Below are 25,758 nucleotides of genomic sequence, written 5' to 3'. Positions count from 1 at the left end.
GGGAGTGCTGTGGGAGGGGCTTCAGCCGCGACGACTGCAAAGCATCGCTGCTAAAGCGCCTCCCACGCGGCGATCAGACCCGAAACGCGCCGATCAACTGCTTGAGACGCGTAACCAGCTCGCTCAGCTCGCGGCTGGCCTGCTCGGTCTGGCTGGCACCGGCAGCGGTGCGCTCACCCGCGTGGTTGATCTCGACGATGTTCTGGTCGATATCGTGCGCCACCGCCGTCTGCTGCTCGGCCGCAGCGGCGATCTGCTGGTTCTGATCGACGATCATGCCCACTGCGCCGAGGATGTTCTCAAGGGCCTGCTGCACCTTGGCCGACTGGCTGACCGTGCCATCCGCCATCTGGTGGCTGGCGTTCATCGCCTTCACCGCGGCACCGACACCGCCCTGTAGCTTGGCGATCATCGCTTCGATCTCTTCGGTGGACTGCTGCGTGCGCTTGGCCAGATTGCGCACCTCGTCAGCCACCACGGCGAAACCGCGACCCTGTTCACCAGCGCGCGCCGCCTCGATGGCGGCATTGAGCGCCAGCAGGTTGGTCTGCTCGGCTATGCCCTTGATCACATCAAGCACCTGGCTGATCGCCGCACTGTCGCTGGCCAGCTGGTTGATCACCGCCACTGACTGGTCGATTTCACCGGCAAGACGCTGGATCGCACCGACCTGCTGCTCGACCAACGCGCGGCCACTGACCGTCTCCTGATTCACGCTCTGCGCGCTACCCACCGCTGCGGCGGCGCTGCGCGCCACCTCCTGGGCAGTGGCGGACATCTGGTTCATCGCCGTGGCCACCTGCTCGATCTGTGCACGCTGACCGGCCACCGCCTGGTTGCTCTCGCCTGAAACCAGCTCGACACGATCCGCCTGGCCACCGACCTCGCCCACCGTATGCCCGACGCGCTCGATCAGGTCATGGATACGCACCACGGTCTGGTTGAACACCTGCCCCAGCTCGCCCAGCTCGTCTCGGCTCTGTGCCTGGAAGTTGGCCGTCATATCGCCTGCGGCAACCCTGTCCATCACCTTGCCCAGGTTTTTCAGGGTAGAGCGGGTGGAAACGTAGAAGCCGCTGTAGAGGTAGACGATCAACAGGAACACCACCACCAACGCCACCACCAGCAACACCATCTGCGCACGGTTCTCGGTCAGCCGCTCGCTCAACTGGCTATCGAGAAATGCCAGCAGGCCGTCGTTGAAGGCGTAGGTCTTGGCCATTTCCTGGCTGACCTGATCGTAGAACTGCGCCCAGGGCGTATCCAGGCTGTCGGCGATGATCACCTGATCCTCGAACAGCACGCCGCTGTCCTTCAGACTCTGGCGACTGGCTTCGGCCAGGCTGCCCAGCCCATTCTGCGCCGCGACGTTACCGGCCAGTGCCTCCTGCAGATTCAGGCCGTACTCGGCGTGCAACTTCTCCAACTGCAGCAGCAGGTCGTCGAACTTGGTACTGGCCGCGGAATTGAGAAAACCCTGCCCCAGGGAATAGGCGCCGATGGCACGGCCCTGGCTGAGCACATCGGTGATCTGCGGGGTGACGTTAGTGATCAGCTCGGTGATCTGCCGCACCTGGCGTTGCGGGTCCTGGCTCAACCCCGCCTGGCCGGCCACCAGCTTGATGAAGACCTGGGAGGAGCCCAGCAGCTTCTCGACGATGACGGTCTTGCTCTGCAAAGAGGTCTCGGCCTCTGCACTTTTCAGCTCGGCCAGCAATTCGTCGCGCTTGGCAACGAACTCCGCTGCCTGCTCGGCATCGCCGGTCACCGGCTGCAGCCCTTGCAGGCCGGCATTTAGCGACTGCTGCAGTTGATCTATACGCCCCTCCAGATCCCCCGCCTGACCGGACTGACCGATCATCGAGTTGATCTGCACCAGATCGTTGAGGCTCTCAAGTTCACGGCGCAGTTGTAGGCTGCTGCCGAGTAGTTCGAGGCTTTCCAGGGCAGTCTGGGTGCCGACGAACTGACGATAGGAATCGCGCACCAGATAGAAGTTGGTGACGAGCATGGGCAGGAAGAATAAAACGCTGATCAGGCTGAACTTCATGCCGAAGCTGAGGCGATTCATCAGCGCGATGGCCGGATACAACACGGTCTTCACTAGACGTCTCCAGTTGCCATTATTGTTATTGGTATAGCTCGAACGGCCGCAGAGCCTCTTACGGGCTGACAACGGCGTCCTGCGCAGCCCGACCTGTGGCGCGTGAATCTACGCGGCGAATACAGGCAGATAAATGTGACGAAAATCACCAAACAGGGTCGGCTACCGCCTCCTTATACCCCTTATCGACACCCGTCTCTGTAACTTAAGGTTAAACGCGCGCCCAGCGAATCCAGCTAAGGCCATGTAGGAGCCCCGACTCGGGACGAATGCTGTTTTGCTCTTACTCCGCCATTCGCCGCGGGGCGCGGCTCCCATAAAGCCAGCACGACGAAACAGAGAGGCTCAGGCTCTCGACGGGCACTTCTAGATGAATAACACCCAGACCGCGTAACCGGCGTACCAGACCACCGCAGCACGAATCAGCAGTTGCCACAGCTGATCCAGGGTATTGACGCCCTCCTCGCCCATCACCGGCGGCGGCATCTCACCGGCCGCACGTCCGGCCTTGATCACCAGTTGCGCGGCAGAAATGTCCCAGCTCAGCAACTCATGCAGCAAGGCGCGACTGACGGCGACGAAATTACCGACCAACGCGAAGCTGGAAGCCAGTACCCGCGCCGGCAGCCAATCGAAGGCGTGGCGCAGTTGCACGGCGCGCTCACGCAGGGCGGCTTGCTGCGCATGTTCGGCGCTCAAGGCCAACAGGCGATAAGCGAGCGCCGCCATGGGGCCGAGCAGCAGATACCAGAAGATAACGGCGAAAAAGCTTTGATAGGCCTGCCACAACAGATGCCCCTGAACCTGCTGCAGCAGTTCGGTCCCCTCTTCCGGCTGCAGTGCCAGATCACGCTCGGCCACGTGGTAAGCCGCCTGACCGTCACCGCGCCGCCAGGCGTCGCGAAACGGCCCCAACGCCGCCAGCAGATCACCACGCCCCAGGCTGTAGATCAGCACCAGCAAATGCACCGGAAATGCCAGCCAGCCATATGCCAGCGGTTTGAGGATCAGCAACAGCAGGCCCAGCGCCAACACCGGCAACAGCACCAGAATGGCCAGGCACAGCCACGGGGCCTGCTGCAGGCCGCCTTGTTGCAGGCGCTGCAGTTGCGCCAACCAGGGGCCGTCCTGCTGGATGCGCAGACGCCAGGCAGAAAATTTCTCGACCCATAGCACCAGCAGAATCACCAGAAAACTCATTGCTACCTCTCCTTCAATTCGGCGTGCAGACGCGACCAGTCGAACGCTGCCCCCGGGTCGGTCTTGCGCCCAGGCGCGATATCGCTGTGGCCACGGATACGCTGCGTCGACAGCGCCGGGTAGGCATCCAGCAACTGTCGCGTCAGCTCGACCAACCTGGCGTACTGAGCGTCGGTGTAGGGCTGATCATCCGTCCCTTCCAGCTCCACTCCTAGCGAAAAATCATTGCAGTTATCGCGCCCCTCGAACCAGGAAACCCCGGCATGCCAGGCACGATCGAGGCAGGAGACGAACTGCGTCAGCCCGCCATCACGCTCGATGAAGAAATGCGCGGAAACCTGCAGGGACGCGATCTCAGCGAAGAAAGGATGCTCGTGCACGGGCAAGCGGTTCTGAAAGAACGCCTGTACCTTGCCGGTGCCGAACTGCCCAGGCGGCAGGCTGATGTTGTGCACCACCAGCAGAGAGATCTCGCCACCGGGGCGAGCGTTGAAATTCGGCGATGGGCAGTGAGGGATGCCCTGAAACCAGCCAGTGGAATGGTCGAGCTGCATGTGGCACTCCTGAACGTGCCACCACTCTAGAGCAGGTGGCTACGGCGGCCAAGCGCGAGGCCGCAACAGGATGTGCAAAGGAGGAAAAATCGAGGATCACGACATGTATCAGCCGCGTCTCGCGGCGAATCCATATCGAGCACGCCGGAGGATTTAAACCGGGGCGGGGAGCCTACAGACCAGGCCGTTGCCAGGAGCGAAGGGCTCCCTGGCAACGATCAGCTGTGCTTGAGCTTGCGCAGATTGCCGATGACCGACTCCAGGGCGCGGTCGAACAGCAGCGCATCGTCAAGCAGGCGCACGGCGTTGCGACGGAACTCCACTGCCAGCGCGTTACGCGTCTTCTCCAGTACCTTCATGCCGGTGCGATTGACGAACACGTACTTGCCGGTGGGTTTGATGATGGCCGCCAGCTTGCAGCGCAGCTTGTGCTCTTCATCTTCCTGGATTTCCACCCAGCTACCCACACGCAGGCTGTCCACCTGCAGCAGCGCCTCGTCGTCGTCCGGGAGCACCACATCCGGCTCCTGCGGACGGGTCTGGCCCGGCGCGAGCAGAATGATCTCTTCGACCACCTCGACCATCGCCGGAGCGTCCTCGACCTCTTCGGCCGCCGGCAGTTCCAGCAGTGGCAGCTCGATGCCGGCTTCGCTCGGATCGGTGTGTGCAGCATCCTCGGCAACGACCGTCTCGGCTTCCGGGGCCGCGCGCTTGAAGCGCTGGAAGGCCTGCACATGCAGCACCTCCAATTGGCTGAAGAATTCGCTGGTAGAGAACGGATCGAACGCCGCACTGGCCATGCCTTCGCGCAGCGCCTTGAGCAAGCCCGGCACCAGCTCCAGCAAACGCAGACGCGCCTCGGGATCTTCGTGCGGGGCGACACTCCAGACCAGGTCATCCATGGTCTGCAGCGCAGCCTGCCATTCGTCCGACTCCACGCCATGCTTGAGACAGGTGAGCATCAGCACCTTGCTCCAGGCTTCCTGCAGCAACCGCACCACCACTTCCGGCAGGGTCTTGCCCAGTAGCCTCTCGTTCAGGGCATGTTCGACCTGACGGCGGGCCAGTTCGGCCTTGGCGCTGCCTTCCTCGGCATCGCGGGTACGCTGTTCGAGCAACTCACTACGACGACGCTCATCGCCAGTGAACGCCATGAACTCGGCCAACAGTTCGGAGAAGATCGCCGGATCATCGACGAAGTCGTTCAGCAGACGCTGCACCACCTGTTCGATCTTCTGATAAAGGCTGTCACGCTGCGCATCGTCCTGATCGACCCAACCCAGCGCAGCAGAGGCGATTTCATTGAGCAAGCGGCGCGCCGGATGGCTGCCACGGCTGAAGAAGGTCTTGTCCAGCACTGCAACCTTGAGCATCGGGATCTGCAGACGGCCGATCAGTGCCTTGAGCGAATCAGGCAGGGTGCGGTCATCGAGAATGAACTCGAACAGCATCGACACCAGATTGATCACATCTTCATCGACCTCGCCAACCACCCGCGCCTTGCCACTCTTGGCGCTGGCGCGCTCGAGCAATCGTTCGAGCTGGTCGCGAAGATCGAAATCTTCCACGTTGACCTGCGTCGGGGCACGCTGCTGCATGTGCGATAGCAGGCGCATCAGGTCGCTGCTGGTGATCGGCATTGCATCGGCTGTTTGAGCCCGGCGTGGCATCGCCGTGCCGCGCACTTGCGAGAGCAGATCCTGCAACGCACCGAACACTTCCTGCACACCCTGATCGGCGCCTTCGAGCAAGGGAATGCCTTCCTCGCCGGACGACTGAACATAAGTGGAAGCTGCCGGGCGCTGCTGACGGCGCGGCGGTGCGGATTTCAGCTCAGGCAACACGCCCGCGCTGACCAGCGCCTGATTGGCCTCGGCATACAGCATGTCGCAGCTGCCGAGCACGTACTTTTCGAACAGCTTGAGGATGATCAGCTTGACCTTGATCTCCACACCCAGGCTACCGCAGGCGTCGAGGAAGTATTCGCTGAGCAGGGTCGGGCCGAGCGGGTTGCTCTTGTCGTCCAGCTTCTTGCTGATCACCGCATTGAGGCGCGTGGTGAGATGACCCAACGCAACAGCGTCTCGGCTCATCACCTTGGCTACCATGGCGTCCAGCGCCACGGTTTCTTCCAGCTCGTCGTTCTGTACCAGGCTCAGGCTATCGAACGACACGGCATCCAGCGCTGGCTGTGGTTTGCCGATTTCGTACTGATTGAGATTGGCGAAGGACTCGAACACCTTCTGCAGAAAGCCGCGCTCGATGTTCTTGCGCTTCAGACGCAGGTCGCGCATGGCTTCGAAGAAAGCATTCTGCTCGGCATTGCTGGTCGCCCGATCCGCCATCTCGAAGAGGGTATCGTCAGCATTGTCGAACAGGCTCTGCAGGTTCTGCTTGAGCTGTTGCGCCGCTTTGTCACGCACCTGAATCAGCGCCACGGGCAGTCTTCCTACCGGCGAAGTTGGCGATTGCTCTGCGGTGGCCTTGTTCAGGTGCACCACATTCGCGTCGGTCTTCATTCTAGTCTCCCGCAGACTGCCCGAACTCGAGCTTCCTGGTCTGCACAGCGTCAACCGAGCGTCGTCCGTAACGTCAAAGGCCTGGCGTCAATAATGAAAAAAGTAAAGCCATTATAGGGAGGCTGCGCGCCATACCAAGCCAATTTTTCCTACAGACATGACCCAGATCACAGATAGCTACACGCCACCTCCAGACGGTAGCCAATACACGACAGCCGTATGTCTACAGCCTAACGCTGACAGCCCTGTGACGCTGCCCCGCTGGTCGGGCCGCACATGCCTCTTCTGACGCTGCATGCCGCAGCGAAATCCTTTGCCAGTCGATGCCTGCGAGCACACTCCAGCCCATTGCCCTGACCCTGCGTGCCTCTATAATCGCCGCTCGTCTACACCGGAGCCGATCATGCCCAACCTCACCCTCGCCGACCTCAGCAGCGAAATCGAAGCCAACGTCCGTCGCGCCCTGGCCGAAGACATGGGCAGCGGCGACATCACGGCCCAGCTGATACCGGCCGAGCGTCTGGCCAGCGCCCGCGTGATCACGCGTGAAGAGGCCGTGATCTGCGGCACAGCCTGGGTCGATGCGGTATTTCGCCAGCTCGACCCGCGCGTCGCGGTGCATTGGCAGGTGCAGGATGGTGACAAGGTCAGCGCCGACCAGACCCTGTTCCGCCTCGAAGGCCCGGCCCGCGCCCTGCTCAGCGGCGAGCGCAGCGCACTGAACTTTCTGCAGACCCTGTCTGCCGTTGCCACCCGCTGCCGTCACTATGCCGACCTGGTTGAAGGCACTCAGGTAAAACTGCTGGATACCCGCAAGACCCTCCCCGGCCTGCGCCTGGCGCAGAAGTACGCGGTGACCTGCGGCGGCTGCCACAACCACCGCATCGGCTTGTACGACGCCTTCCTTATAAAGGAAAACCACATCGCTGCCTGCGGCGGCATTGCCCAGGCCATCAACGCCGCCCACCAGATCGCCCCGGGCAAGTCGGTGGAAGTCGAAGTGGAAAGCCTGGAAGAACTGCGCGAAGCACTGGAAGCGGGAGCCGATATCGTCATGCTCGACGAACTGTCACTGGAGGATATGCGCGAAGCCGTAAGACTCACCGCCGGCCGCGCCAAGCTCGAAGCTTCGGGCGGGATCAATGACAGCACGTTGCGCGCGATCGCAGAGACGGGGGTGGATTACATCTCGCTGGGGACGCTGACCAAGGATGTGAAGGCGGTGGATTTGTCGATGCGGTTGGCCTTGTAAGCCACCGACTCACTGAAGGAGCTGCGCCTCACGGCGAATCAATATGGAGCCACCCCACCAGCCCCCAAAGCTCGCCCCTGTGCCCCCCTCCGCGCCAAGAATGCCGAGCCAGGTCAGGCTGTCGCCTTCCTGGCGGCGCCATCGAGAATATTAAAGAACACCGTTTCCAGTGAAACCGCAGGTTTGACCGTCAGAAGATGACCGCCCACCTGGTTCAACTGTGCAATGAAGGCCGGCAGCTCGGCCTGCAGCACTTCACACTCGAACTCACCCTCACGCAGCACACGCAGCGGCTCACCTATCGGCTGCGCGGCGTGATAACGCACCAGCATATCGTCAGCCCGCTCGGCAGCCAGCTCGCGCGGCGAGCGCACGGTCAGCAACTCACCCTTGTTGATAAAGCCAAAACGGTCGGCAATACGTTCCACGTCATGCAGCACATGTGAGGTGAAGAAGATCGCCCCACCCTGTTGCTTGAACTCGGTGAGGATATCCACCACATCCTTACGCCCGACTGGATCAAGACCGGAAAGCGGCTCGTCCAGCACCAGCAACCTGGGCTGCACGACCATCGCATGGGCCAGCGCTACCCGCTGAACATTACCCTTAGACAGTTCACGAATCCGCCGTTTGGCATTCATATCGACGGAGAAACGCTCCAGCCAGTGCATGCATCTGGCATCGGCGTCGCCCCCCTTGATCCCGTACATGGCAAGCCCCATGCGCAAGATTTCCAGCGGCGTGAACTGCTCGTAAAGAGCCGGCGTTTCGGGCACGTAGGCCAGGGGCGCACGAGCCGAAGCATTGCGCGCATCCACACCATAGATGCTCACCTGGCCCTGATAGTCGTTGATGATGTCGAGCATAACCTTGATCGTCGTGGACTTGCCGGCGCCATTAGGCCCGACAAAACCGAACACTTCGCCCTCGGTGAGCGCGAAGCTTATGTCCTTCAGCGCCCGAACCTCTTTGCCCTTGACACGAAACGTCTGGCTGACGTTCTTGAACTCCAGCACAGCACTCACTGCTGACTCTCCATACCGGGAATTTTCAGTTCTTTAAACTCGATTCGCCCGTCGCGTAACTCGTAACCAAGCCTCAACGGGTCTTGCGGGAGCATAGCCATCGCCCCTGAGTCGACCAACTGCTGCAAATCCTGCAAAGGACCATGACCCTCCTCGTAGCGACGCTGGGCAGCCCGCAGGTCGATCAACCCCTGCAGTCGCATCACTCGCTTGTCGAGCATCTCCCGCAGTTTGGGATCATGGGTCGTATCACGCTGTTGCATCAGGTAATTCAATGCCAAACGCTCATCTGCCAGCGCCTCGGCTCGCAACATGATTGCCATGCGTCGCAAGGTGACAGCGTTCTCCGGCCAGCGCTCTGCAGACAACTCCAGGGCCTGCACCGCCTGCGTCTTGTCTTTCTCGAAAAAAGCCAGGTTGACGCCATAGAAGAAGGGCGGGATACCGTCCCAGAAACGACAACTCATGGCCCTGCGCAATACCTCGTTACCCTCGGCAACCGCGCCGCCCCAGATCAGCAAACCGTTGGCCAGGTAATAGTTGTCTTCGTGGCAGGCATTGAGCTGGGCGACGACCACCTGCGCACGAACCAAATAATGAATGTCGGCTTGCCCCTGGTCCACAGCCGTGGCAGAGAGGCGTATGGCCTCCATGTTCGCAGCGAGAAAGCGATCACCCGCATAAAGCGCGGTCAAGACCGGGGCCGACACCACAACACGGTCCTTGACCGTAGCATTGTGAAAGATGATCGGCTGACCACTGCGCCACAGCACCGCAGCCACGAATGCCGCGAAACCGGCAAGAGCGAGCAGAAGACTCAAAGAGCGCTTGAACATGATCAGGCGAAACGCTTGCGCTGCAATACCCACACCGCCAACCAGAGGAAGGCGAAGGCGTATGCCAGACAACTGATCACCAGCACACCCAGGTCACTGGGCAGGAACTCCATACGACCGTAGAGGGCCGTCATGCGGATGTCGAGCGAGCCCAGGTCCGGCAGCAGGTAGCCAAGCACACCGACGCCGGCTCGGTAGCTTTCCGCGCCCTCGACGACCCAGGTTTCGCGCGTCAGCAGTTCGATGATGGCCGCGAAGGAGCGCGCCATCAGCATGAAGCCCAGCGTACCGATCAGCACGAAACTGGGCGTGGAGGCGACCATGGCCAGGAAGACAGCCAGCGCCGTCAGCACCAGCAGATCCAGCCCGATCAGCGCCACGGTCGCGACGTAAGGCCAGCCCAGCGAAACGCCGGTGGCCTGGGCGTAGTCTTCTCCGATCCAGACCACCAGCAGGCCGAGCGCAATCGCCATCACGATCAGCATGCACGCCATCAATATCACAACCGAAGCGAAGCGCCCCAACAGCAAACCCTGCCGGGCACGCGGATACGTCAGGGAAGAAAGAAAATAACGCCTGTCGAACTCGCGCGAGAGCAGTTCCTGCACCATCAGGACCATGATCAGCGGAAGGATCAGGCGCATCACCGACAGCCCAACGTCCAGCCCTACGGTTGCAGGTTGGCGGCCGCTGAACTCGGAGGCCATCCAGACTATAAGCAGCAGAAAAAAGAGCGATATACTAGCGAGCCAGAGAAAATGGGCTCGAAAAGCGAGCAGGACGCCCGAACGAAAATCAGAAAACATATGCAGAGGGTATCTGGACAGTGAAAAATTAACTGTTATACCGCAAACAGGATCGCTACATAAGCGCGCAGATCACTTCCGCGAGGAAGCCATGATCCACAAAGAGTTCTTGACGTCGGCTTGGGCATTGGCGTCGTTCGCCTTGGCGCGATACTCATTGAACTGAGGAATGGCGATGGCGGCAAGAATGCCGATAATGGCGACCACGATCATCAATTCGATCAATGTGAAGCCGGAATTTTTAGAACGCATAAAGCACGCGCCCCCACTTTCAAAATTTAAGCTTTACCAAAAAAAAGGCCGTGAAGATGCTCCCCCACGGCCTCGAACTTAGCAGTAACTAGAAAAATTACTGGAAGCTAACCAGTTGCCCGGTAGGTGCGTTTTCATCGCAGTTTGCGCTCAGGGATTGAGCACCAACAGTGCCACCTGTGCTGGAGGCACGGAAACCACGATAACTTGGGTTGGTAACAGTCACACTCTCGCCAGCATTGGCTGCACTGCACTGCGTATCGTTATAAACGGCATCGCCGTTGGCATCCACACCGATCTGAGCACAAGTCAGAGTAGTGCTGCGGCTACCAGTAGTGTGGCAAGCACCTACGTTGATCGCATTACGAGCCTCATCACAATTGTATGCGCCATAAACTCCCTTCGAGAGGTTAAGGCGAACGGTATCGCCCAGAATAGCGCACTCGGTGGTGGTAATAGCTTCACCACTCTCAATTGCAGCAGGAGCGGCAAAGAGAGAGGAACTGAAAACAACAGCAGAAGCGGCGAACAGAGCCAGCAGATTCTTTTTCATATCGGTCACCCTTAGCGCTGAGCGGCAGTCATAACGCTGATGGAGTTTTTCACATCAGCCTGAGCAGTGGAGTCGTTCGCCTTGGCGCGATACTCGTTGAACTGCGGGATAGCGATGGCGGCGAGAATACCGATGATCGCAACGACGATCATCAGCTCGATCAGGGTGAAACCCTTTTGCTTCTTCAGAGACTTCATGGATTAACTCCTATGTGGTTAAGGTCAGTGACCTGAGAAATACTTAGCAGGTCGCGTGCCAACTCTGAAATACCGCTTTTTCAAGGATATCCAGCGTCCTCCACCTATTCACATCACAGGAATTCGGCAGCATGTGACGCATTTGGTCACATCAGATAACTACGCTTGGGCCGAGACGTAATATGGGCTATATAAGCAGCATCAATCCTCGGATCAAGCGCCTGCATCATGAGCGATACCGCCCAACTCACCGGCCTCGCCCGCCAGCTGGTCAATGCCAGCCTTATCGACGAACGCACCGCCAGCCAGGCCTTTGCCCAGGCACTGCGCAACAAGATTCCGCTGGTGTCCTATCTGGTACAGAACAAGTTGGCCTCGAGCCGTGCCGTGGCCGAGATCGCCGCCGAGCAGTTCGGCGTGCCCTACTTCGACCTCAGCGCAGTAGACAAGGAGCACCAACCGAAGGATCTCGTCAGCGAGAAACTGTGCCGCCAGCACCGCGTGTTGCCGCTCTACCGTCGCGGCAACAAGCTGTTCATCGCTCTGTCCGACCCGACCAATCACCAGGCCCTTACCGATGTTCAGTTCAGCACCGGCATCAGTACCGAAGCCCTGCTGGTCGAAGATGACAAGCTGGGCGACGCACTGGACAAGTTTTTCGATTCCGGTACAAGCGGCATGGAAGATCTGGCTGACGTCGATCTGGACGGACTGGATGTCGAAGCCGTCAGCGATGAAGCGGACGATGCTGGCGCGGTTAACGATTCTGACGATGCGCCTGTAGTGCGCTTCATCAACAAGATGCTGCTGGACGCCATCAAGGGTGGCTCATCCGACCTGCACTTCGAGCCCTACGAAAAAGCCTACCGTGTACGTTTTCGCACCGACGGCATGCTGCATGAGGTAGCCCGCCCGCCCATCCAGCTAGCCAGCAGACTTTCCGCCCGCCTCAAGGTCATGGCCCAACTGGATATCTCCGAGCGGCGCAAGCCGCAGGACGGCCGGATCAAGATGAAGGTATCCAAGACCAAAGCCATCGACTTTCGCGTCAACACCCTGCCCACCCTCTGGGGCGAGAAAATCGTGATGCGGATTCTCGACCCCACCAGTGCGCAGATGGGTATCGATGCACTCGGCTATGAAGAGGAACAGAAAGAGCTGTACATGACAGCTCTGAAGCAGCCGCAAGGCATGATTCTGGTGACCGGCCCAACCGGCTCAGGCAAAACGGTATCGCTTTATACCGGCCTGAATATTCTCAACACCACGGACATCAATATTTCCACCGCGGAAGATCCGGTGGAAATCAACCTGGAAGGCATCAACCAGGTCAACGTCAACCCGAAACACGGCATGGATTTCGCCCAGGCCCTGCGCGCCTTCCTGCGCCAGGACCCGGACGTGATCATGGTGGGTGAGATCCGCGACCTGGAAACCGCCGAAATCGCCATCAAGGCCGCGCAGACCGGGCATATGGTGATGTCCACCCTGCACACCAATAGCGCTGCGGAAACCCTGACACGCCTGCGCAACATGGGCGTGCCGGCATTCAACATCGCCACCTCGGTCAACCTGATTATCGCCCAGCGCCTGGCGCGCAAACTCTGCAGTTGCAAGAAGGAAGTCGCACTACCGCGCGAGGCCTTGCTGAAAGAAGGCTTTCCTGAAAGCAAGATTGGCAGCTTCAAGCTTTTTGCCCCCAACGGCTGTGACAATTGCAAAGGCGGCTATAAAGGAAGGGTGGGGATTTATGAAGTAGTTAAAATCACGCCCTCCCTGCAACGCATTATCATGGAGGAAGGCAACTCCATCGAAATCGCCGCGCAGGCGAAAGCCGACGGCTTCAATGACCTCCGAACTTCCGGCCTGCTCAAGGCGATGCAGGGCATCACCAGCCTGGAAGAAGTCAACCGTGTGACCAAGGATTAATCCATGGCGGAAAAAGCACTGAAAACCAGCGTATTCGCCTGGGAAGGTACCGATAGAAAAGGCGGCAAGATCAAGGGAGAGATTTCCGGCCAATCTCCCGCACTGGTCAAGGCCCAACTGCGCAAGCAGGGCATCAACCCACTCAAGGTGCGTAAAAAGGCAGCTTCTCTTTTCAGCGCGGGCAAGAAGATCAAGCCGATGGATATCGCCTTGTTCACCCGCCAGATGGCCACCATGATGAAAGCTGGCGTGCCACTGCTGCAGTCGTTCGACATTATCGCCGAAGGCTTCGACAACCCGAACATGCGCAAGCTAATCGATGAGATCAAGCAGGAAGTAGCTGCGGGCAATAGCTTCGCCACCTCGCTACGTAAAAAGCCGATGTATTTCGATGACTTGTACTGCAACCTGGTCGACTCCGGCGAACAGTCCGGTGCCCTGGAAACATTGCTCGACAGGGTCGCCACCTATAAGGAAAAAACCGAAGCGCTGAAAGCCAAGATCAAGAAGGCCATGACCTACCCTATTGCGGTAGTCGTGGTGGCAGTGATCGTCACGGCGATTCTGTTGATCAAGGTCGTACCGCAGTTCGAGAGCGTATTCGAAGGCTTTGGCGCACAGCTCCCTGCCTTTACGATGGTGGTGGTCAACCTTTCCAGATGGCTGCAGGAGTGGTGGTTCCTAGTACTGTTCGCGATCTTCATCTCGTTCTACAGCTTCGGCCAGATGTACAAACGCTCGGAGAAGTTTCGCGACTCACTAGACCGAGCGCTGCTCAAAGCCCCCATCGTTGGCCCCATTCTGTACAAGGCTGTAGTCGCGCGCTTTGCTCGAACCCTGGCAACCACGTTTGCTGCTGGCGTACCACTGGTTGACGCACTGGACTCCGTGGCGGGCGCGACCGGCAACGTGGTGTTTCGCAATGCGGTCAACCGTATCAAGAATGATGTCTCATCAGGCTCGCAGCTCAACTTCTCCATGCGCAACACCGGGATTTTCCCAACCATGGCCGTACAGATGACCGCCATCGGTGAAGAGGCCGGTTCTCTGGATGAAATGCTGGATAAAACCGCCGGTTACTATGAAGAAGAAGTGGACAACGCGGTAGATAACCTCACCACGCTGATGGAGCCACTGATCATGTCTGTGCTCGGTGTGCTGGTCGGCGGCCTGATCATCGCCATGTATCTCCCCATCTTCCAACTCGGTTCGGTGGTTGGCTAAAACATGGCGTTCGACTTTATGGCCGACAATCTGTCGGCCTTTGTTTTTGCCTGTGCGATTTTCGGTCTACTGATCGGCAGCTTCCTCAACGTCGTGGTCTACCGTCTGCCGCTGATGCTGCTGCGCGATTGGCAAGGCCAGGCTCGGGAGGTACTGGAGTTACCGCCCGCCGCACCAGCAGAAACCTTCAACCTGCTTCTGCCCAACTCCTCATGCCCTGATTGCGGCCATGAGATAAAACCCTGGGAGAACATCCCGGTCATCAGCTACCTGTTTCTGCGCGGCAAGTGTTCGAACTGCAAGACACCGATCAGCAAGCGTTACCCCATCGTTGAACTGGCCTGCGGGCTGCTTTCCGCTTACGTCGCCTGGCATTTCGGTTTCACCTGGCAGGCCGGGGCGATGCTGGTGCTGGCCTGGGGGCTGCTGGCGATGAGTCTGATCGATGCTGATCACCAGATTCTGCCGGATGTACTGGTGCTGCCGTTGCTGTGGCTGGGCTTGATCGTCAATTACTTCGGGTTGTTCACCAGCTTGGAAGATGCTCTGTGGGGGGCGATTGCCGGTTACCTGAGCCTGTGGTCAGTGTATTGGCTGTTTAAGCTGATCACCGGCAAGGAAGGCATGGGTTACGGTGACTTCAAGCTGCTGGCGATGCTCGGCGCCTGGGGTGGCTGGCAGATTCTGCCGTTGACCATTCTGCTGTCGTCGCTGGTCGGGGCGGTGCTAGGTGTGATTCTGCTGCGCATGCGTGGCAGTGATTCCGGCACGCCGATTCCCTTCGGCCCTTATCTGGCGATTGCCGGGTGGATCGCCCTGCTGTGGGGTGATGTGATTACCGGCAGCTATCTGAAGTTCGCTGGGTTTTGAGCTAACCCAACAACATTCGTCACTCCCGCGAAGGCGGGAGCCCAGGAGTTATCCTGACTCCACAAGCTGGGTCCCCGCCTTCGCGGGGATGACGGATCGCGGCACACGCGATTCGCATCACATCGAAATCCCCCCTACAATCGCGGCCTTGAGCAGTAACGAGACCGCATTGGCGTTATGAAACCCTGGATACTCGGCCTGACTGGCGGCATTGGCAGCGGCAAGAGCGCGGTGGCGCAAGGCTTTATCGAGCGTGGCGTGCACGTGGTGGACGCCGACCATGCGGCGCGCTGGGTGGTGGAGCCGGGGCGCCCGGCGCTGGCCAGGATCGTCGAGCACTTTGGTGCAGGCGTACTGCAAGCCAATGGCGAACTGGACCGCGCCGCACTGCGCAAGCTGATATTTGCCGCCCCGGAGCAACGCCGCTGGCTGGAAGGCCTGCTGCATCCGCTGATCGGTCAGGAGATCGTTCAGGTGCTGGCGCGCGCAGAATCGCCCTATGCCATTCTGGTGTCACCACTACTGGTCGAGTCCGGCCAGCGGCAGATGACCCAACGCATATTGGTCGTCGACACGCCTGCCGAGCTGCAGGTGCAACGCACCATCGCGCGCGACCAGAGTTCCGAAGAACAGGTTCGCGCCATCATGCAGGCCCAAGCCAGCCGCGAAGAGCGCCTGCGCCATGCTCACGACGTGCTGGTCAATGATCGTGATATGGCCTGGCTGGACGCGGAGGTCGAGCGCCTGCACAACTTCTATCTGACCCTGCGTGGAGGCCAGCCATGACCATTACCGTTCAATGCCCAACCTGTAGCGCCCCCGTCGAGTGGAAAGCCGAAAACACCTACCGTCCCTTCTGCTGCGAGCGCTGCAAGCTGATCGATCTGGGCGCCTGGGCCGCCGAAGAACATGCGATTCCCGGCAATGACCTGGAAGACGAGATGTTCAGCGGCGACCTGCCGACAAGGCCGCATTGACGAGCAATCGCGGCTGAAGCCTCTCCTACGGTAGCGCCTACGGAACACCATCAGCATCATGCGCGCAGGCGGTGCGCACGGCGCACCTTACGGCACTCAGGGGCGCATGAAGGCGTAATCGCGATCATCGTCGAGGTTGTCGGCGAGAAACTGCAGTACGCTGGCCAGTTCCTGAGAGACACGCAGCGCCTTGTTCTGCTGCACGATTTCCGCCAGCAGCGCACGCAACACCATCAGACGCTCGAAACCCTGGGCCTCGCCGTCGCGCAAATCATCGTGCAGGGCGCTTCTGGCCCAACTGTGAATACTCATGTTCAAGCCCCTCGCAGGCGTTTTTCACAGCATGGCGGCAGGCCCGCTCTGATCATTGACGAAGATCAATCTCGGCCGCGCCATTCAATCGGCCAATACAACGCCATTCACTCGCCGCGATCACCCTCCTTCCAGGGCGCCTGCAGATAGCGGCTGCGGTTGAAGGTTTCCAGCCAGTCCGGGTAGAACACCACCAACGCGGTGACGATGGTGCCGTTGATAAAGGCCTCGGGGAACGCCACCAGCCACAGATAGCCGGCAAAGTCGTACAGCCAGGGCGGCATGGGGAACAGCCCGTCCATCCATAACAAGGCAAGGCCGCCGAGCAGCGTCATCAACGTCGCCAACGCCGCTGGAAAGAAACCGCAGAAGAAGATGTAGACGAACAGGTTACGTGGCTGCGCGCGCTCGACACGGATTGCGCACAGCTCGGTGACCAGCACCGGAGTCAACACCAGCAGCACGCCGTTGATGCCGAGCGAGGCCAGGTCCATGCGACCGATAGCCAGCAGACCAAGCTGCGCCGCCAGGCCAGCCAGGACGGCAAGTGGCCAATCAAGCAACAGGGTTACGGCGGTCATACCGATGAAGTGATAGGAAAGCCCAGAGTCGAAATCGCGGCGCACCAGCCAGAGTAGAAACAGCGCGAGCATGGTGCCGAACAGCAGATGCTGGCGGCGCAGATCACTGAACAGCTCGACCCAGGGCGTCCGTGTTATCGCCCAGAGCAGCGCCAGCCCGTAGACCAGCCAGCCGCCCAGCAAGGTAGAGAACGCCAGCAGGTTGGAAGCGATCATGCGCGCACACCCTCTCCTTCATTCATCGCCATGCCAAGCAGTCTACACCGGCACTCGGATTTGATTTTTCCGGCAGAGCAACTGTAACGGCGACTGCCCTGCCATTGATCGACAACAGCCCCCCCAAAAGCCCAGCTGGATTTCCACGCTCACTGGAACGACTGGAGCTGCAGGCACTGGCATGCGGGTAAGCGCTGCGGCTAAGCTTCAGACATGGACGATTCCGACTATCTGCGCTTACTTACGCACCAGGCCGAACAAGCCAATGCCTTCCTCTCCAACGCCAAGAAATGGGAGCGTGAGCGTTGGGTCTGTCAACGCCTGCTGCAAGCGCTGAACGTGCGTCACCATAGCGATGACTTCACTCCCAGCGGCCAGGAGCCGCCGGATGTGCTGTTTCGCGATGCCAACTTCGAAGTGTTTTTCGTGCTCGATGAAGGCCGGCGCCTCAATGACGAGTGGCGCGCCGAACTGGAGCGGCGCCGCAGCGCCTTTTCCCTGAGCCAGCTGGTACGCCGTGAAGCGCGCCCCAAACGCATTCCCGCCAGCGAAATGCAGGCGCGGCTGGCGCCGACCCTGCGCAAGAAGGCGCATAACTACCGCGAGCGTGGCATCGACCTCGGCGAACTCGACCTGATCGCCTTCGTCAGCCTCAAGCGCGCCGTGCTCGACTGCAACAGCCACTTCCCGCCCCCTACCGAATACCTGCGCCAAGGCTGGCGCTCGCTGTCGCTGGTTGGCCCGCGCTTCGCCCGAGTACTGTTCGCTCACCCGGACGCGCCGGATTTTCTACGGCAAAACCTCGGCCGCAGTCTGCTGTTCGACATCGGTATCGGCCTGTGAGCCCCTTGCAGGAATTACTCGCCGACGTGCCGCAAGTCGGCCAGGTGCGCTGGATAGGCGTGCGCCCCAGGGCGCGCGAGGCGATGCTCGAAGTCGTGGCCGTGGAAGCGCGGCGTGAAGCCGGCCTGACCGGCGACCACAGCCGCCCAGGGCCACGCAATGCGCGGCAGGTCACGCTGATCCAGTGGGAACACCTGGCCGTCGTTGCCGCCTTGCTCGGCCGCGATGCGCCCATGCCGCCCAGCGAGCTGCGCCGCAATATCGCAGTCGCTGGCATCAATCTGTTCAGCCTCAAGGGCCGGCGCTTTCGCATTGGCCAGGCGCTGCTGGAAACCACCGGTTGGTGCCAACCCTGCGCCCGCCTGGAGGAACGCCTCGGTCGCGGCACCTTCCAGGCCATGCGTGGCCATGGCGGCATTACCGCTCGCGTGATCGAGGGCGGCATCATCCGCCTGGAGGACACAGTAAGTGTGGAACCCCTCGAAACGATATCTGACCCGCAGGACAACGACGCTCGCCAAGGCTGGCGGGCACGCCTAGAATAGCCGCATTCAAGCAGAGGCCCACCCATGACCAGTCGCCTGAGCCCCGAAGACCAACAGAAAGTCGACCAATACCTGAGCGCACCGCAGCATCAGGTTGAACGTCAGCCGTTTCGCGTTTGGCGTCTGCTGACGGTGGTCATGGTCGTGACCATTGGCCTGGGCCTGCTGAGCCGCTTTCTGAGTCGACTGGTGCTATGAGCTGCCTTGCGCTCGCCCTCTCGCACTCACACCGTCTTTTTCAAAGCCTTGTGAGCAATATTCATGTCCCATCGCATCGTGATTGTCGGCGGCGGCGCCGGCGGTTTGGAGCTGGCCACCCGTCTGGGTAGAAAACTGGGCAAGAGTGGCGCGGCCCGAATCATTCTGGTCGACGCCAACCTCACCCACATCTGGAAGCCCCTGCTGCACGAGGTGGCTGCCGGCTCGCTGAACTCCTCGGAAGACGAACTGAACTACGTGGCCCAGGCCAAGTGGAACCATTTCGAATTCCAGCTCGGGCGCATGTCCGGCCTCGACCGTGCCAGCAAGAGCATCACCCTGGCACCGACGCTGGATGACGACGGCCAGGTACTGATGCCTGAACGCCGCATCACCTACGACAGCCTGGTCATTGCCGTTGGCAGCACCACCAATGACTTCGGCACGCCTGGTGCCGCCGAGCACTGCATTTTCCTCGACACCCGCGCGCAGGCCGAGCGCTTCCATCGCCGCATGCTCAGCCACTACCTGCGTGCACATGCCAACGAGAGCGAAGACGGCTCGAAGATCGATATCGCCATCGTCGGCGCTGGCGCCACCGGGGTCGAGCTGGCAGCAGAACTGCACCACGCCGCCAAGCAGCTGGCTGCCTATGGCCTCAATCGCATTCGCCCCGAAGACATGCGTATCACCCTGATCGAGGCCGGGCCGCGTGTACTGCCAGCCCTGCCCGAGCGCATCGCGCGGCCGGTGCATCAGACCCTGGAGAAGCTCGGCGTCACCGTACTGACCGGTGCGGCCGTCAGCGAAGTGACTGCCGACGGCCTGAAAACCGCCGACGGCAACTTCATCCCGGCCAGCCTGAAAGTCTGGGCTGCCGGCATTCGCGCACCCGGCTTTCTCAAGGATCTCGACGGCCTGGAGAGCAACCGTATCAATCAGCTGCAGGTTCGTCCGACCCTGCAAACGACGCTCGATGACGACGTGTTCGCCTTCGGCGACTGCGCAGCCTGTCCGCAGCCGGGCACTGAGGGCCGCAACGTGCCGCCACGCGCCCAGGCAGCGCATCAGCAGGCATCGCTGCTGGCCAAGTCACTACGCTTGAAGATCAGCGCCCAGCCGCTGCCGGAATACCGCTATCGCGATTACGGCTCGCTGATTTCGCTGTCAAGCTTCTCCGCGGTGGGTAACCTGATGGGCAACCTGACCGGCAGCGTCATGCTCGAAGGCTGGCTCGCACGGGTGTTCTACGTGTCGCTGTATCGCATGCATCAGATGGCCCTGTATGGCGTACCACGCACCCTGCTGCTGATGCTCAGCGATCGCATCGGGCGCAGCACCGAGCCGCGTCTAAAGCTGCATTGATAGCGGCCGCCATGCGGCCTTCTGATGCCCCTCTCCCCCAGCCCCTCTCCCGCAAGCGGGAGAGGGGAGACAAGCACGCAGCGCGATTCTAGTCTTGTAGGGTGGGCCTCAGCCCACGTCGACCAACGCTGGTGGGCTAAAGCCCACCCTACGGGCCGATGCTCAGTGATCGCATCGGGCGCAGCACCGAGCCGTGCCTGAAATGCGAGACGGCCAAGCACCGCGTAAGGCGCAGAAACGAAAAAGCCCGCACTAGGCGGGCTTTTTCGTTGTAGTGGTGGGTCGTGTAGGATTCGAACCTACGACCAATTGGTTAAAAGCCAACTGCTCTACCAACTGAGCTAACGACCCAAATATGGTCGGGGTAGGGGGATTCGAACTCCCGACATCTTGCTCCCAAAGCAAGCGCGCTACCGGACTGCGCTATACCCCGATAGGAAGTTGGCTCCGCGACCTGGACTCGAACCAGGGACCCAATGATTAACAGTCATTTGCTCTACCGACTGAGCTATCGCGGAACTTCGGTCTTCCAGCTCTGCTGCGCTTTGGCTTTCGCTTTACCGCTTCAGAGGCGCGCCATTTTACGTAGCAAAATTTCCCTGTCAACCCCTGCAAACTGCTTTTACGACAATGCTTTGCAGGCAAGCCATGGACTACTATATGTTTCATCGAACTGCGGCACGACGCAGGACGCGCCAGCCGACGACGCCAGCCAGGACAGTCCATGAGCAACCAGGACAAGCCCCCCATTCATCCCAAGGTGGTTAGCCTCGCCAGCCGCGGTATACAGCCGCGCTTCAGCGATCTGGTACAAGCCTGCCGCAAACTGGTGATGAATCGACTGGCGGAGCATCTGAGCGGTGTATTCGGCCAAGTCGATGACACCCTGTTCGAATGCGCCGAGAAAGCCGAGAACAACAAGGTGCAGACGTTGTTCTTCGATAACATGCGCGAGATCCGCCGCCAGCGACCACAGATCGAGCGCAGCTACCACCAGGCCATCGCCAACAATTTTTCCGATTTCCTCGACGGCAAGCTGCTGGATCAGACGCCGGCCGAAGTCGACCCCGAGCAATTGGCCCTGGTGCAGAACGAGGATTACGAAGAAACCCTGCAAGTCACCAATATGGTCAGCCGGGTCAAGGCACGCTGCACCCAGCCGCTATTCGCTCTGGAGCAGCGCCTGGCGCTGCTCAACAACGGCCAGAAGCTCGGCGAGGACAGCAACCCCTTCGGTCCACAGGCCATTGCCCAGGCGTTTCGCGATGCGCTGGCGCCCTGCCCCTTCCCACTGCAGATCAAGACCATCCTCTACATGCTCTTCGATCGCCATGTGATGCAGAGCCTCGATTCACTCTATGGCGCACTCAACCAGCGCCTGATCGATGCCGGCGTGCTGCCCAACCTCAAGTACAGCGCGCAGATCAATCAAAGCGTCAGCCGCCCCGACGCGCCTGCGCCAGAAGCCCCGGCGCCCCAACAAACAGCGGGCAGACCGGGTACGACGCCAGCGCCCGTAGAGCCGGCGCTGTTCGATCTGGATCTCAGCGCACCGCCGCCGAGCGATCCGGGCGCGCTGTTCAGCGGCCTGTCCAGCCTACTCGGCGAACACCGCCAGAGCCACCCGGACGCCCCGCTGCTGGGCGGCACACGGAGCATCGTCAGCTTCTCACCGCGCCAGGCCAGCCGTACCTACAGCGCCAGCGAACTGCTTGCCGCGCTCAATCGCATGCAACAGCAGTCGGCCCATGAACTGGCCCAACGCCTGCACCAACCGCAAGCCGTTGAAGGCCTCAAGGCCGACCTGCAGCAGCAACTGGAATCGCACAGCAGCCTGCCAGGCGACAGCAAGGTGTCCGATCAGGAAGCCGACGTGATCGACCTGGTTGGCATGCTGTTCGACTTCATCCTCGATGACGAGAACCTGCCGGACGCCTGCAAGACCGCACTTTCGCACCTGCATACGCCCTATCTGAAAATCGCGCTGCAGGACAAGGCGCTGTTCACCCAGCACCACCATCCGGCGCGACGCCTGCTCAACACCATGGCCCAGGCCGGCGTGCTCTATGGCAGCGAAGGTGACGAACGCAGCCTGCTGGCCAAGATGCAATGGGTGGTCGAACGGGTGATTCACGGTTTCAGCGGTGATCTGGGACTGTTCGACAGCCTGATCGATGAGTTCAACGAGTATGTCGAGACCCTGCGCCACAAGGTCGAACTGCGCGAGCGCCGCGCGGTCGAGGCGGCCAAGGGGCGTGATCGTCTGCTGGGGGCTCGCGAGCAGGCGCTTGAGGTGGTTCAGCGATGCGTCGGAAAGCGCGACCTACCGACAATCATCCGCAACTTCCTCGAACTGACCTGGGCCGACGTCCTGGTGTTCGTCCTGCTGCGCCATGGCGAACAGAGCGCGGAGTGGAAGCGCTCCTGCGAAGTGGCCGAACAGCTGGCCTGGAGCGGCACGCCGCTGGGCGAGGCCGAGGTGCTGCAGCTGCAGGAACAGCGCGTGCCGATGCTCAGCGACCTGCGCAAGGGCCTGGAATTGCTCGGTGGCTACCATGAGGACGGCATCCGCCGCCTGCTGCAGGATCTGGTGGCCTGCCAACATGCAGTCCAGGCCAAGCAGCCGCAGTTGGCCGCCCAGCTCAAGCCTACCCTGCCAGAAAGTCCCCTGGGCGCCATGCTCGGAGAGGATGCCGATCTGGCTCGCCAGGCACCTTTGCGCAGTAAGCTCTCGGCACGCGCACAAGCCCTGGCCAAGGAATTGGCCAGCGTCGAGTTCGGCACCTGGTTCGAGTTCGTCGAGGGCGGCAAGAGCCGCGTGCTCAAGCTTTCCTGGTTCAGCCCGACCACGCACAACTACATGTTCGTCGACCACAGCGGCCAGCGCGTTGCGATCAAGCCGCTGACCCTGCTGGCCAGCGAGATGGAAAAGGGCCTGGCCCGAATCGTGACACCCGAACGCGCGGCGCCCCTGGTGGATCGCGCGCTGACTGCCATTTACCGTGTGCTGCAGCGTTTCACCGGGCGCACGGCCGAACCCCGCTGAGGAATTTCCATGGAAGAGCGTCGTCAACACAGCCGCCATGGCACCGAAATGCAGCTGGAGGTCTTCGACCTGAACAGCGGCCAGCGCCTGGGGCGGATAGTCGACCTGTCTGCCGATGGTTTCATGCTGTTCAGCGACACCCCCCACACCGCCGACGCGGTGCTGGAATGCCGCCTGGTGTGCACCTCAGGTAGCGATGCGGTACAGGAAGTGCGCCTGGGCGCCGATTGCCTGTGGAGCCGCCCCGGCGCCGACGGCCAGCATTGTTGGGCCGGCTTTCATATCATCGATCTGGCCGAGGATCAGGCCAAGGCACTGGAGAGTCTGCTGGCCAGACTCTGAGCAGGTAGAGTGCGTTGTGTGCACCGATATTCCAGCGCAACCGGTGCGCACGGCGCACCCTACAAAACGGAGTCCGCAGGCTGACGCAGCCCACATGCCTCAACGAAAAACGGAGCCCGAAGGCTCCGTTTTTTCATCTGGCGAACACTTACTGCGCCAGCTTCTTGTAACGCACACGATGCGGCTGCGCGGCGGCATCGCCCAGGCGTTTCTTGCGGTCGGCTTCGAACTCGGTGTAGTTGCCTTCGAAGAAGTTGACCTTGCCGTCGTCCTCATAGGAGAGGATGTGCGTGGCGATACGGTCGAGGAACCAGCGATCGTGGGAAATCACCACGGCGGCGCCCGGGAAGTCCAGCAGCGCCTCTTCCAGCGCCCGCAGGGTTTCCACGTCGAGGTCGTTGGACGGTTCGTCGAGCAGCAGTACGTTGCCGCCCTGCTTGAGGGTCAGCGCCATGTGCAGGCGACCGCGCTCACCACCAGAGAGGTCCTTGACGAACTTCTGCTGGTCGGCGCCCTTGAAGTTGAAGCGGCCGACGTAACCGCGCGACGGCACCTCGTAGTTGCCGACCTTGATCATGTCGAAGCCATCGGAAATCTGCTCCCACACGGTCTTGTTGCCCTCGAGCATCTCGCGGCTCTGCTCGACGCTGGCGATCTGTACGGTTTCACCGATCTCGATGGTGCCGGAGTCCGGCTGCTCCTTGCCGGTGATCATGCGTAGCAGGGTCGACTTACCAGCGCCGTTACCACCGATCACGCCGACAATGGCGCCTTTGGGGATGCTGAAGGACAGGTCATCGATCAGCACGCGGTCGCCGAAGGACTTCGATACATTGTGGAAATCGATGACCTTGTCGCCCAGACGCGGGCCAGCCGGGATGTAGATCTCGTTGGTCTCGCTGCGCTTCTGGAATTCCTGCGACTGCATTTCCTCGAAGCGCTGCAGACGTGCCTTGGACTTGGACTGGCGTGCCTTGGCGCCCTGGCGTACCCACTCCAGTTCGGCCTTCATCGCCTTGGCGTGCGACGCCTCGGCCTTGGCTTCCTGAGCCAGACGGTTGGCCTTCGATTCCAACCAGCCGGAGTAGTTGCCCTCGTAGGGGATACCGTGGCCGCGGTCGAGTTCGAGAATCCAGCCGGCGACATTGTCGAGGAAATAACGGTCGTGGGTGATGGCCACCACGGTGCCGGGGAAATCGTGCAGGAAGCGCTCCAGCCAGGCGACCGAGTCGGCGTCCAGGTGGTTGGTCGGCTCGTCGAGCAGCAGCATGTCAGGCGCCGACAGCAGCAGGCGGCACAGCGCCACACGGCGCTTCTCACCACCGGACAGGTGCTCGATCTTGGCGTCCCATGCCGGCAGACGCAGGGCGTCGGCGGCGACTTCCAGCTGCCGCTCCAGGTTGTGGCCATCGGAAGCCTGCAGAATGGCCTCGAGCTTGGCCTGCTCGGCAGCCAGGGCGTCGAAGTCGGCGTCCGGCTCGGCGTAAGCGGCGTAGACCTCGTCAAGACGGGCCTGGGCCTGCTTGATCTCGCCTACTGCCTCTTCGACGATGTCGCGCACCGTCTTGCTCGGGTCGAGCTGCGGCTCCTGCGGCAGGTAGCCGACCTTGATCCCCGGCATCGGACGGGCTTCGCCGTCGATCTCGGTATCGACGCCGGCCATGATGCGCAGCAGCGTGGACTTACCGGCACCGTTGAGGCCCAGAACGCCGATCTTGGCGCCTGGGAAGAATGACAGGGAGATGTCCTTGAGAATTTCACGCTTCGGCGGGACAACCTTGCTGACCCGATGCATGCTGTAGACGTACTGAGCCATGGAGAACCTGACTGGTGAGAATGAGGGCTGAGAATGGCGGGCCTTGCAGACACTGCGATAACGTTGCGAGTGACGAAACCGGCAACGCCGACAGTCTGACCATCTGCTGCGCGCCGGCCTGGCCGCCGTATTACCGGCTGCAGGCAGTTTTCACCAAGCCTGCAGCGGGGCGTTTGCAGAGACCTTAGCCGCTGCC

The 25,758-nt window shown here is 60.8% G+C and carries 25 protein-coding genes and 3 tRNA genes; 12 read left to right on the top strand and 16 right to left on the bottom strand.

Annotation, left to right across the window (positions count from 1 at the left end; all coding sequences use genetic code 11):
* Positions 1–73: 73 nt before the first annotated feature.
* The 4 genes from JWV26_RS14875 to JWV26_RS14860 all read right to left on the bottom strand — a co-directional run bounded on the left by JWV26_RS14875 (position 74) and on the right by JWV26_RS14860 (position 6,377).
* A complete protein-coding gene (locus JWV26_RS14875; RefSeq protein WP_206417203.1) occupies positions 74–2,104 on the bottom strand; it encodes a methyl-accepting chemotaxis protein in 2,031 nt (676 codons plus the stop codon).
* 366 nt (positions 2,105–2,470) lie between these two features.
* Positions 2,471–3,304: a regulatory signaling modulator protein AmpE gene (gene ampE / locus JWV26_RS14870; RefSeq protein ID WP_004424955.1), complete on the bottom strand. Its 834-nt coding sequence runs from the start codon at positions 3,302–3,304 to the stop codon at positions 2,471–2,473.
* 2 nt (positions 3,305–3,306) lie between these two features.
* Positions 3,307–3,858: a 1,6-anhydro-N-acetylmuramyl-L-alanine amidase AmpD gene (gene ampD / locus JWV26_RS14865; RefSeq protein ID WP_206417202.1), complete on the bottom strand. Its 552-nt coding sequence runs from the start codon at positions 3,856–3,858 to the stop codon at positions 3,307–3,309.
* Between the two features lie 218 nt (positions 3,859–4,076).
* Positions 4,077–6,377 (bottom strand): DUF1631 domain-containing protein, encoded by a 2,301-nt coding sequence (locus tag JWV26_RS14860; RefSeq protein WP_206417201.1) that lies wholly within the window; start codon positions 6,375–6,377, stop codon positions 4,077–4,079.
* A 403-nt stretch (positions 6,378–6,780) separates the two neighbouring features.
* On the opposite strand from JWV26_RS14860, the gene nadC reads away from it, so the two are divergent.
* Positions 6,781–7,629 (top strand): carboxylating nicotinate-nucleotide diphosphorylase, encoded by an 849-nt coding sequence (gene nadC / locus JWV26_RS14855; protein WP_206417200.1) that lies wholly within the window; start codon positions 6,781–6,783, stop codon positions 7,627–7,629.
* 113 nt (positions 7,630–7,742) lie between these two features.
* Here the strand turns inward: nadC and JWV26_RS14850 are convergent, their stop codons facing one another.
* From JWV26_RS14850 to JWV26_RS24525, 6 genes are all read right to left on the bottom strand, one after another.
* The gene (locus tag JWV26_RS14850) at positions 7,743–8,654 is read right to left on the bottom strand and encodes an ABC transporter ATP-binding protein (RefSeq protein ID WP_206417199.1); all 912 of its coding nucleotides are present in this window, start codon (positions 8,652–8,654) and stop codon (positions 7,743–7,745) included.
* Positions 8,651–9,523, bottom strand: coding sequence for a hypothetical protein (locus tag JWV26_RS14845; protein WP_241201221.1), 873 nt, complete (start codon positions 9,521–9,523; stop codon positions 8,651–8,653). Before JWV26_RS14845 ends, JWV26_RS14850 begins: the two co-directional genes overlap by 4 nt.
* Positions 9,493–10,134, bottom strand: coding sequence for a hypothetical protein (locus tag JWV26_RS14840; protein WP_241201220.1), 642 nt, complete (start codon positions 10,132–10,134; stop codon positions 9,493–9,495). The genes JWV26_RS14845 and JWV26_RS14840 overlap by 31 nt, the downstream gene beginning before the upstream one ends.
* A gap of 234 nt (positions 10,135–10,368) precedes the next feature.
* Complete coding sequence (locus tag JWV26_RS24530) at positions 10,369–10,548, bottom strand: type IV pilin protein (RefSeq protein ID WP_206417198.1); 180 nt, start codon at positions 10,546–10,548, stop codon at positions 10,369–10,371.
* Positions 10,549–10,645: 97 nt separating this feature from the next.
* Positions 10,646–11,101: a hypothetical protein gene (locus JWV26_RS14830; protein ID WP_206417197.1), complete on the bottom strand. Its 456-nt coding sequence runs from the start codon at positions 11,099–11,101 to the stop codon at positions 10,646–10,648.
* Positions 11,102–11,112: 11 nt separating this feature from the next.
* Positions 11,113–11,298: a type IV pilin protein gene (locus tag JWV26_RS24525; protein WP_003242736.1), complete on the bottom strand. Its 186-nt coding sequence runs from the start codon at positions 11,296–11,298 to the stop codon at positions 11,113–11,115.
* A 228-nt stretch (positions 11,299–11,526) separates the two neighbouring features.
* Here JWV26_RS24525 and pilB point away from each other — a divergent pair, with 228 nt between their 5' ends.
* The 5 genes from pilB (at position 11,527) to yacG (ending at position 16,298) form a co-directional block, all read left to right on the top strand.
* On the top strand, positions 11,527–13,227 hold the full coding sequence (pilB, locus tag JWV26_RS14820) for a type IV-A pilus assembly ATPase PilB (protein ID WP_206417196.1): 1,701 nt from the start codon (positions 11,527–11,529) through the stop codon (positions 13,225–13,227).
* A 3-nt stretch (positions 13,228–13,230) separates the two neighbouring features.
* Positions 13,231–14,451, top strand: a complete 1,221-nt coding sequence (locus JWV26_RS14815; protein WP_206417195.1) for a type II secretion system F family protein — start codon at positions 13,231–13,233, stop codon at positions 14,449–14,451.
* Between the two features lie 3 nt (positions 14,452–14,454).
* On the top strand, positions 14,455–15,321 hold the full coding sequence (locus JWV26_RS14810; RefSeq protein ID WP_206417194.1) for a prepilin peptidase: 867 nt from the start codon (positions 14,455–14,457) through the stop codon (positions 15,319–15,321).
* A 177-nt stretch (positions 15,322–15,498) separates the two neighbouring features.
* Positions 15,499–16,107, top strand: coding sequence for a dephospho-CoA kinase (gene coaE / locus JWV26_RS14805; protein ID WP_206417193.1), 609 nt, complete (start codon positions 15,499–15,501; stop codon positions 16,105–16,107).
* Complete coding sequence (yacG, locus tag JWV26_RS14800) at positions 16,104–16,298, top strand: DNA gyrase inhibitor YacG (RefSeq protein WP_004425006.1); 195 nt, start codon at positions 16,104–16,106, stop codon at positions 16,296–16,298. Before coaE ends, yacG begins: the two co-directional genes overlap by 4 nt.
* A 96-nt stretch (positions 16,299–16,394) precedes the next feature.
* On the opposite strand, the gene JWV26_RS14795 is transcribed toward yacG, so the two are convergent.
* Together JWV26_RS14795 and JWV26_RS14790 are read right to left on the bottom strand one after the other, a co-directional pair.
* Positions 16,395–16,610, bottom strand: a complete 216-nt coding sequence (locus tag JWV26_RS14795) for a hypothetical protein (protein WP_206417192.1) — start codon at positions 16,608–16,610, stop codon at positions 16,395–16,397.
* Positions 16,611–16,717: 107 nt separating this feature from the next.
* Positions 16,718–17,407 carry an energy-coupling factor ABC transporter permease gene (locus JWV26_RS14790; protein WP_072423154.1) on the bottom strand — a complete coding sequence of 230 codons (690 nt, stop codon included), beginning with the start codon at positions 17,405–17,407 and terminating at the stop codon, positions 16,718–16,720.
* 213 nt (positions 17,408–17,620) lie between these two features.
* Here JWV26_RS14790 and JWV26_RS14785 point away from each other — a divergent pair, with 213 nt between their 5' ends.
* The 4 genes from JWV26_RS14785 (at position 17,621) to JWV26_RS14770 (ending at position 20,358) form a co-directional block, all read left to right on the top strand.
* Entirely contained in the window at positions 17,621–18,250 is a 630-nt protein-coding gene (locus JWV26_RS14785; RefSeq protein ID WP_072423155.1) for a DUF1780 domain-containing protein, read from the top strand.
* Entirely contained in the window at positions 18,247–18,795 is a 549-nt protein-coding gene (locus JWV26_RS14780) for an MOSC domain-containing protein (RefSeq protein WP_206417191.1), read from the top strand. The genes JWV26_RS14785 and JWV26_RS14780 overlap by 4 nt, the downstream gene beginning before the upstream one ends.
* 24 nt (positions 18,796–18,819) lie before the next feature.
* On the top strand, positions 18,820–18,993 hold the full coding sequence (locus JWV26_RS14775) for a DUF3094 domain-containing protein (protein ID WP_206417190.1): 174 nt from the start codon (positions 18,820–18,822) through the stop codon (positions 18,991–18,993).
* A 63-nt stretch (positions 18,994–19,056) separates the two neighbouring features.
* Positions 19,057–20,358 carry an NAD(P)/FAD-dependent oxidoreductase gene (locus JWV26_RS14770; protein ID WP_206417189.1) on the top strand — a complete coding sequence of 434 codons (1,302 nt, stop codon included), beginning with the start codon at positions 19,057–19,059 and terminating at the stop codon, positions 20,356–20,358.
* Between the two features lie 275 nt (positions 20,359–20,633).
* Here the strand turns inward: JWV26_RS14770 and JWV26_RS14765 are convergent.
* The 3 genes from JWV26_RS14765 to JWV26_RS14755 form a co-directional block, all read right to left on the bottom strand.
* A tRNA-Lys gene (locus JWV26_RS14765) sits at positions 20,634–20,709 on the bottom strand.
* 5 nt (positions 20,710–20,714) lie between these two features.
* Positions 20,715–20,791 (bottom strand) — tRNA-Pro (locus JWV26_RS14760).
* 9 nt (positions 20,792–20,800) lie between these two features.
* Positions 20,801–20,876 (bottom strand) — tRNA-Asn (locus JWV26_RS14755).
* 206 nt (positions 20,877–21,082) lie between these two features.
* Here JWV26_RS14755 and JWV26_RS14750 point away from each other — a divergent pair.
* Together JWV26_RS14750 and JWV26_RS14745 are read left to right on the top strand one after the other, a co-directional pair.
* Positions 21,083–23,404, top strand: coding sequence for a DUF1631 domain-containing protein (locus JWV26_RS14750; protein WP_206417188.1), 2,322 nt, complete (start codon positions 21,083–21,085; stop codon positions 23,402–23,404).
* Between the two features lie 9 nt (positions 23,405–23,413).
* On the top strand, positions 23,414–23,746 hold the full coding sequence (locus JWV26_RS14745; RefSeq protein WP_017678816.1) for a PilZ domain-containing protein: 333 nt from the start codon (positions 23,414–23,416) through the stop codon (positions 23,744–23,746).
* A 148-nt stretch (positions 23,747–23,894) separates the two neighbouring features.
* On the opposite strand, the gene ettA is transcribed toward JWV26_RS14745, so the two are convergent.
* The gene (gene ettA, locus JWV26_RS14740; RefSeq protein WP_017678815.1) at positions 23,895–25,562 is read right to left on the bottom strand and encodes an energy-dependent translational throttle protein EttA; all 1,668 of its coding nucleotides are present in this window, start codon (positions 25,560–25,562) and stop codon (positions 23,895–23,897) included.
* Positions 25,563–25,758 lie beyond the last annotated feature (196 nt).

The sequence above is a fragment of the Ectopseudomonas toyotomiensis genome (genome assembly GCF_017167985.1).
Lineage (GTDB): Bacteria > Pseudomonadota > Gammaproteobacteria > Pseudomonadales > Pseudomonadaceae > Aquipseudomonas > Aquipseudomonas toyotomiensis.
This window is presented reverse-complemented; position numbering and strand designations above follow the sequence as displayed.

Bases quoted from the DNA above. Each gene is read 5' to 3' on its own strand.
- ampE (WP_004424955.1), bottom strand. From the start codon at position 3,304: ATGAGTTTTCTGGTGATTCTGCTGGTGCTATGGGTCGAGAAATTTTCT.
- ampD (WP_206417202.1), bottom strand. From the start codon at position 3,858: ATGCAGCTCGACCATTCCACTGGCTGGTTTCAGGGCATCCCTCACTGC.
- JWV26_RS14860 (WP_206417201.1), bottom strand. From the start codon at position 6,377: ATGAAGACCGACGCGAATGTGGTGCACCTGAACAAGGCCACCGCAGAG.
- nadC (WP_206417200.1), top strand. From the start codon at position 6,781: ATGCCCAACCTCACCCTCGCCGACCTCAGCAGCGAAATCGAAGCCAAC.
- JWV26_RS14840 (WP_241201220.1), bottom strand. From the start codon at position 10,134: ATGCGCCTGATCCTTCCGCTGATCATGGTCCTGATGGTGCAGGAACTG.
- JWV26_RS24530 (WP_206417198.1), bottom strand. From the start codon at position 10,548: ATGCGTTCTAAAAATTCCGGCTTCACATTGATCGAATTGATGATCGTG.
- JWV26_RS14830 (WP_206417197.1), bottom strand. From the start codon at position 11,101: ATGAAAAAGAATCTGCTGGCTCTGTTCGCCGCTTCTGCTGTTGTTTTC.
- JWV26_RS24525 (WP_003242736.1), bottom strand. From the start codon at position 11,298: ATGAAGTCTCTGAAGAAGCAAAAGGGTTTCACCCTGATCGAGCTGATG.
- pilB (WP_206417196.1), top strand. From the start codon at position 11,527: ATGAGCGATACCGCCCAACTCACCGGCCTCGCCCGCCAGCTGGTCAAT.
- JWV26_RS14815 (WP_206417195.1), top strand. From the start codon at position 13,231: ATGGCGGAAAAAGCACTGAAAACCAGCGTATTCGCCTGGGAAGGTACC.
- JWV26_RS14810 (WP_206417194.1), top strand. From the start codon at position 14,455: ATGGCGTTCGACTTTATGGCCGACAATCTGTCGGCCTTTGTTTTTGCC.
- coaE (WP_206417193.1), top strand. From the start codon at position 15,499: ATGAAACCCTGGATACTCGGCCTGACTGGCGGCATTGGCAGCGGCAAG.
- yacG (WP_004425006.1), top strand. From the start codon at position 16,104: ATGACCATTACCGTTCAATGCCCAACCTGTAGCGCCCCCGTCGAGTGG.
- JWV26_RS14795 (WP_206417192.1), bottom strand. From the start codon at position 16,610: ATGAGTATTCACAGTTGGGCCAGAAGCGCCCTGCACGATGATTTGCGC.
- JWV26_RS14790 (WP_072423154.1), bottom strand. From the start codon at position 17,407: ATGATCGCTTCCAACCTGCTGGCGTTCTCTACCTTGCTGGGCGGCTGG.
- JWV26_RS14785 (WP_072423155.1), top strand. From the start codon at position 17,621: ATGGACGATTCCGACTATCTGCGCTTACTTACGCACCAGGCCGAACAA.
- JWV26_RS14775 (WP_206417190.1), top strand. From the start codon at position 18,820: ATGACCAGTCGCCTGAGCCCCGAAGACCAACAGAAAGTCGACCAATAC.
- JWV26_RS14770 (WP_206417189.1), top strand. From the start codon at position 19,057: ATGTCCCATCGCATCGTGATTGTCGGCGGCGGCGCCGGCGGTTTGGAG.
- JWV26_RS14750 (WP_206417188.1), top strand. From the start codon at position 21,083: ATGAGCAACCAGGACAAGCCCCCCATTCATCCCAAGGTGGTTAGCCTC.
- JWV26_RS14745 (WP_017678816.1), top strand. From the start codon at position 23,414: ATGGAAGAGCGTCGTCAACACAGCCGCCATGGCACCGAAATGCAGCTG.
- ettA (WP_017678815.1), bottom strand. From the start codon at position 25,562: ATGGCTCAGTACGTCTACAGCATGCATCGGGTCAGCAAGGTTGTCCCG.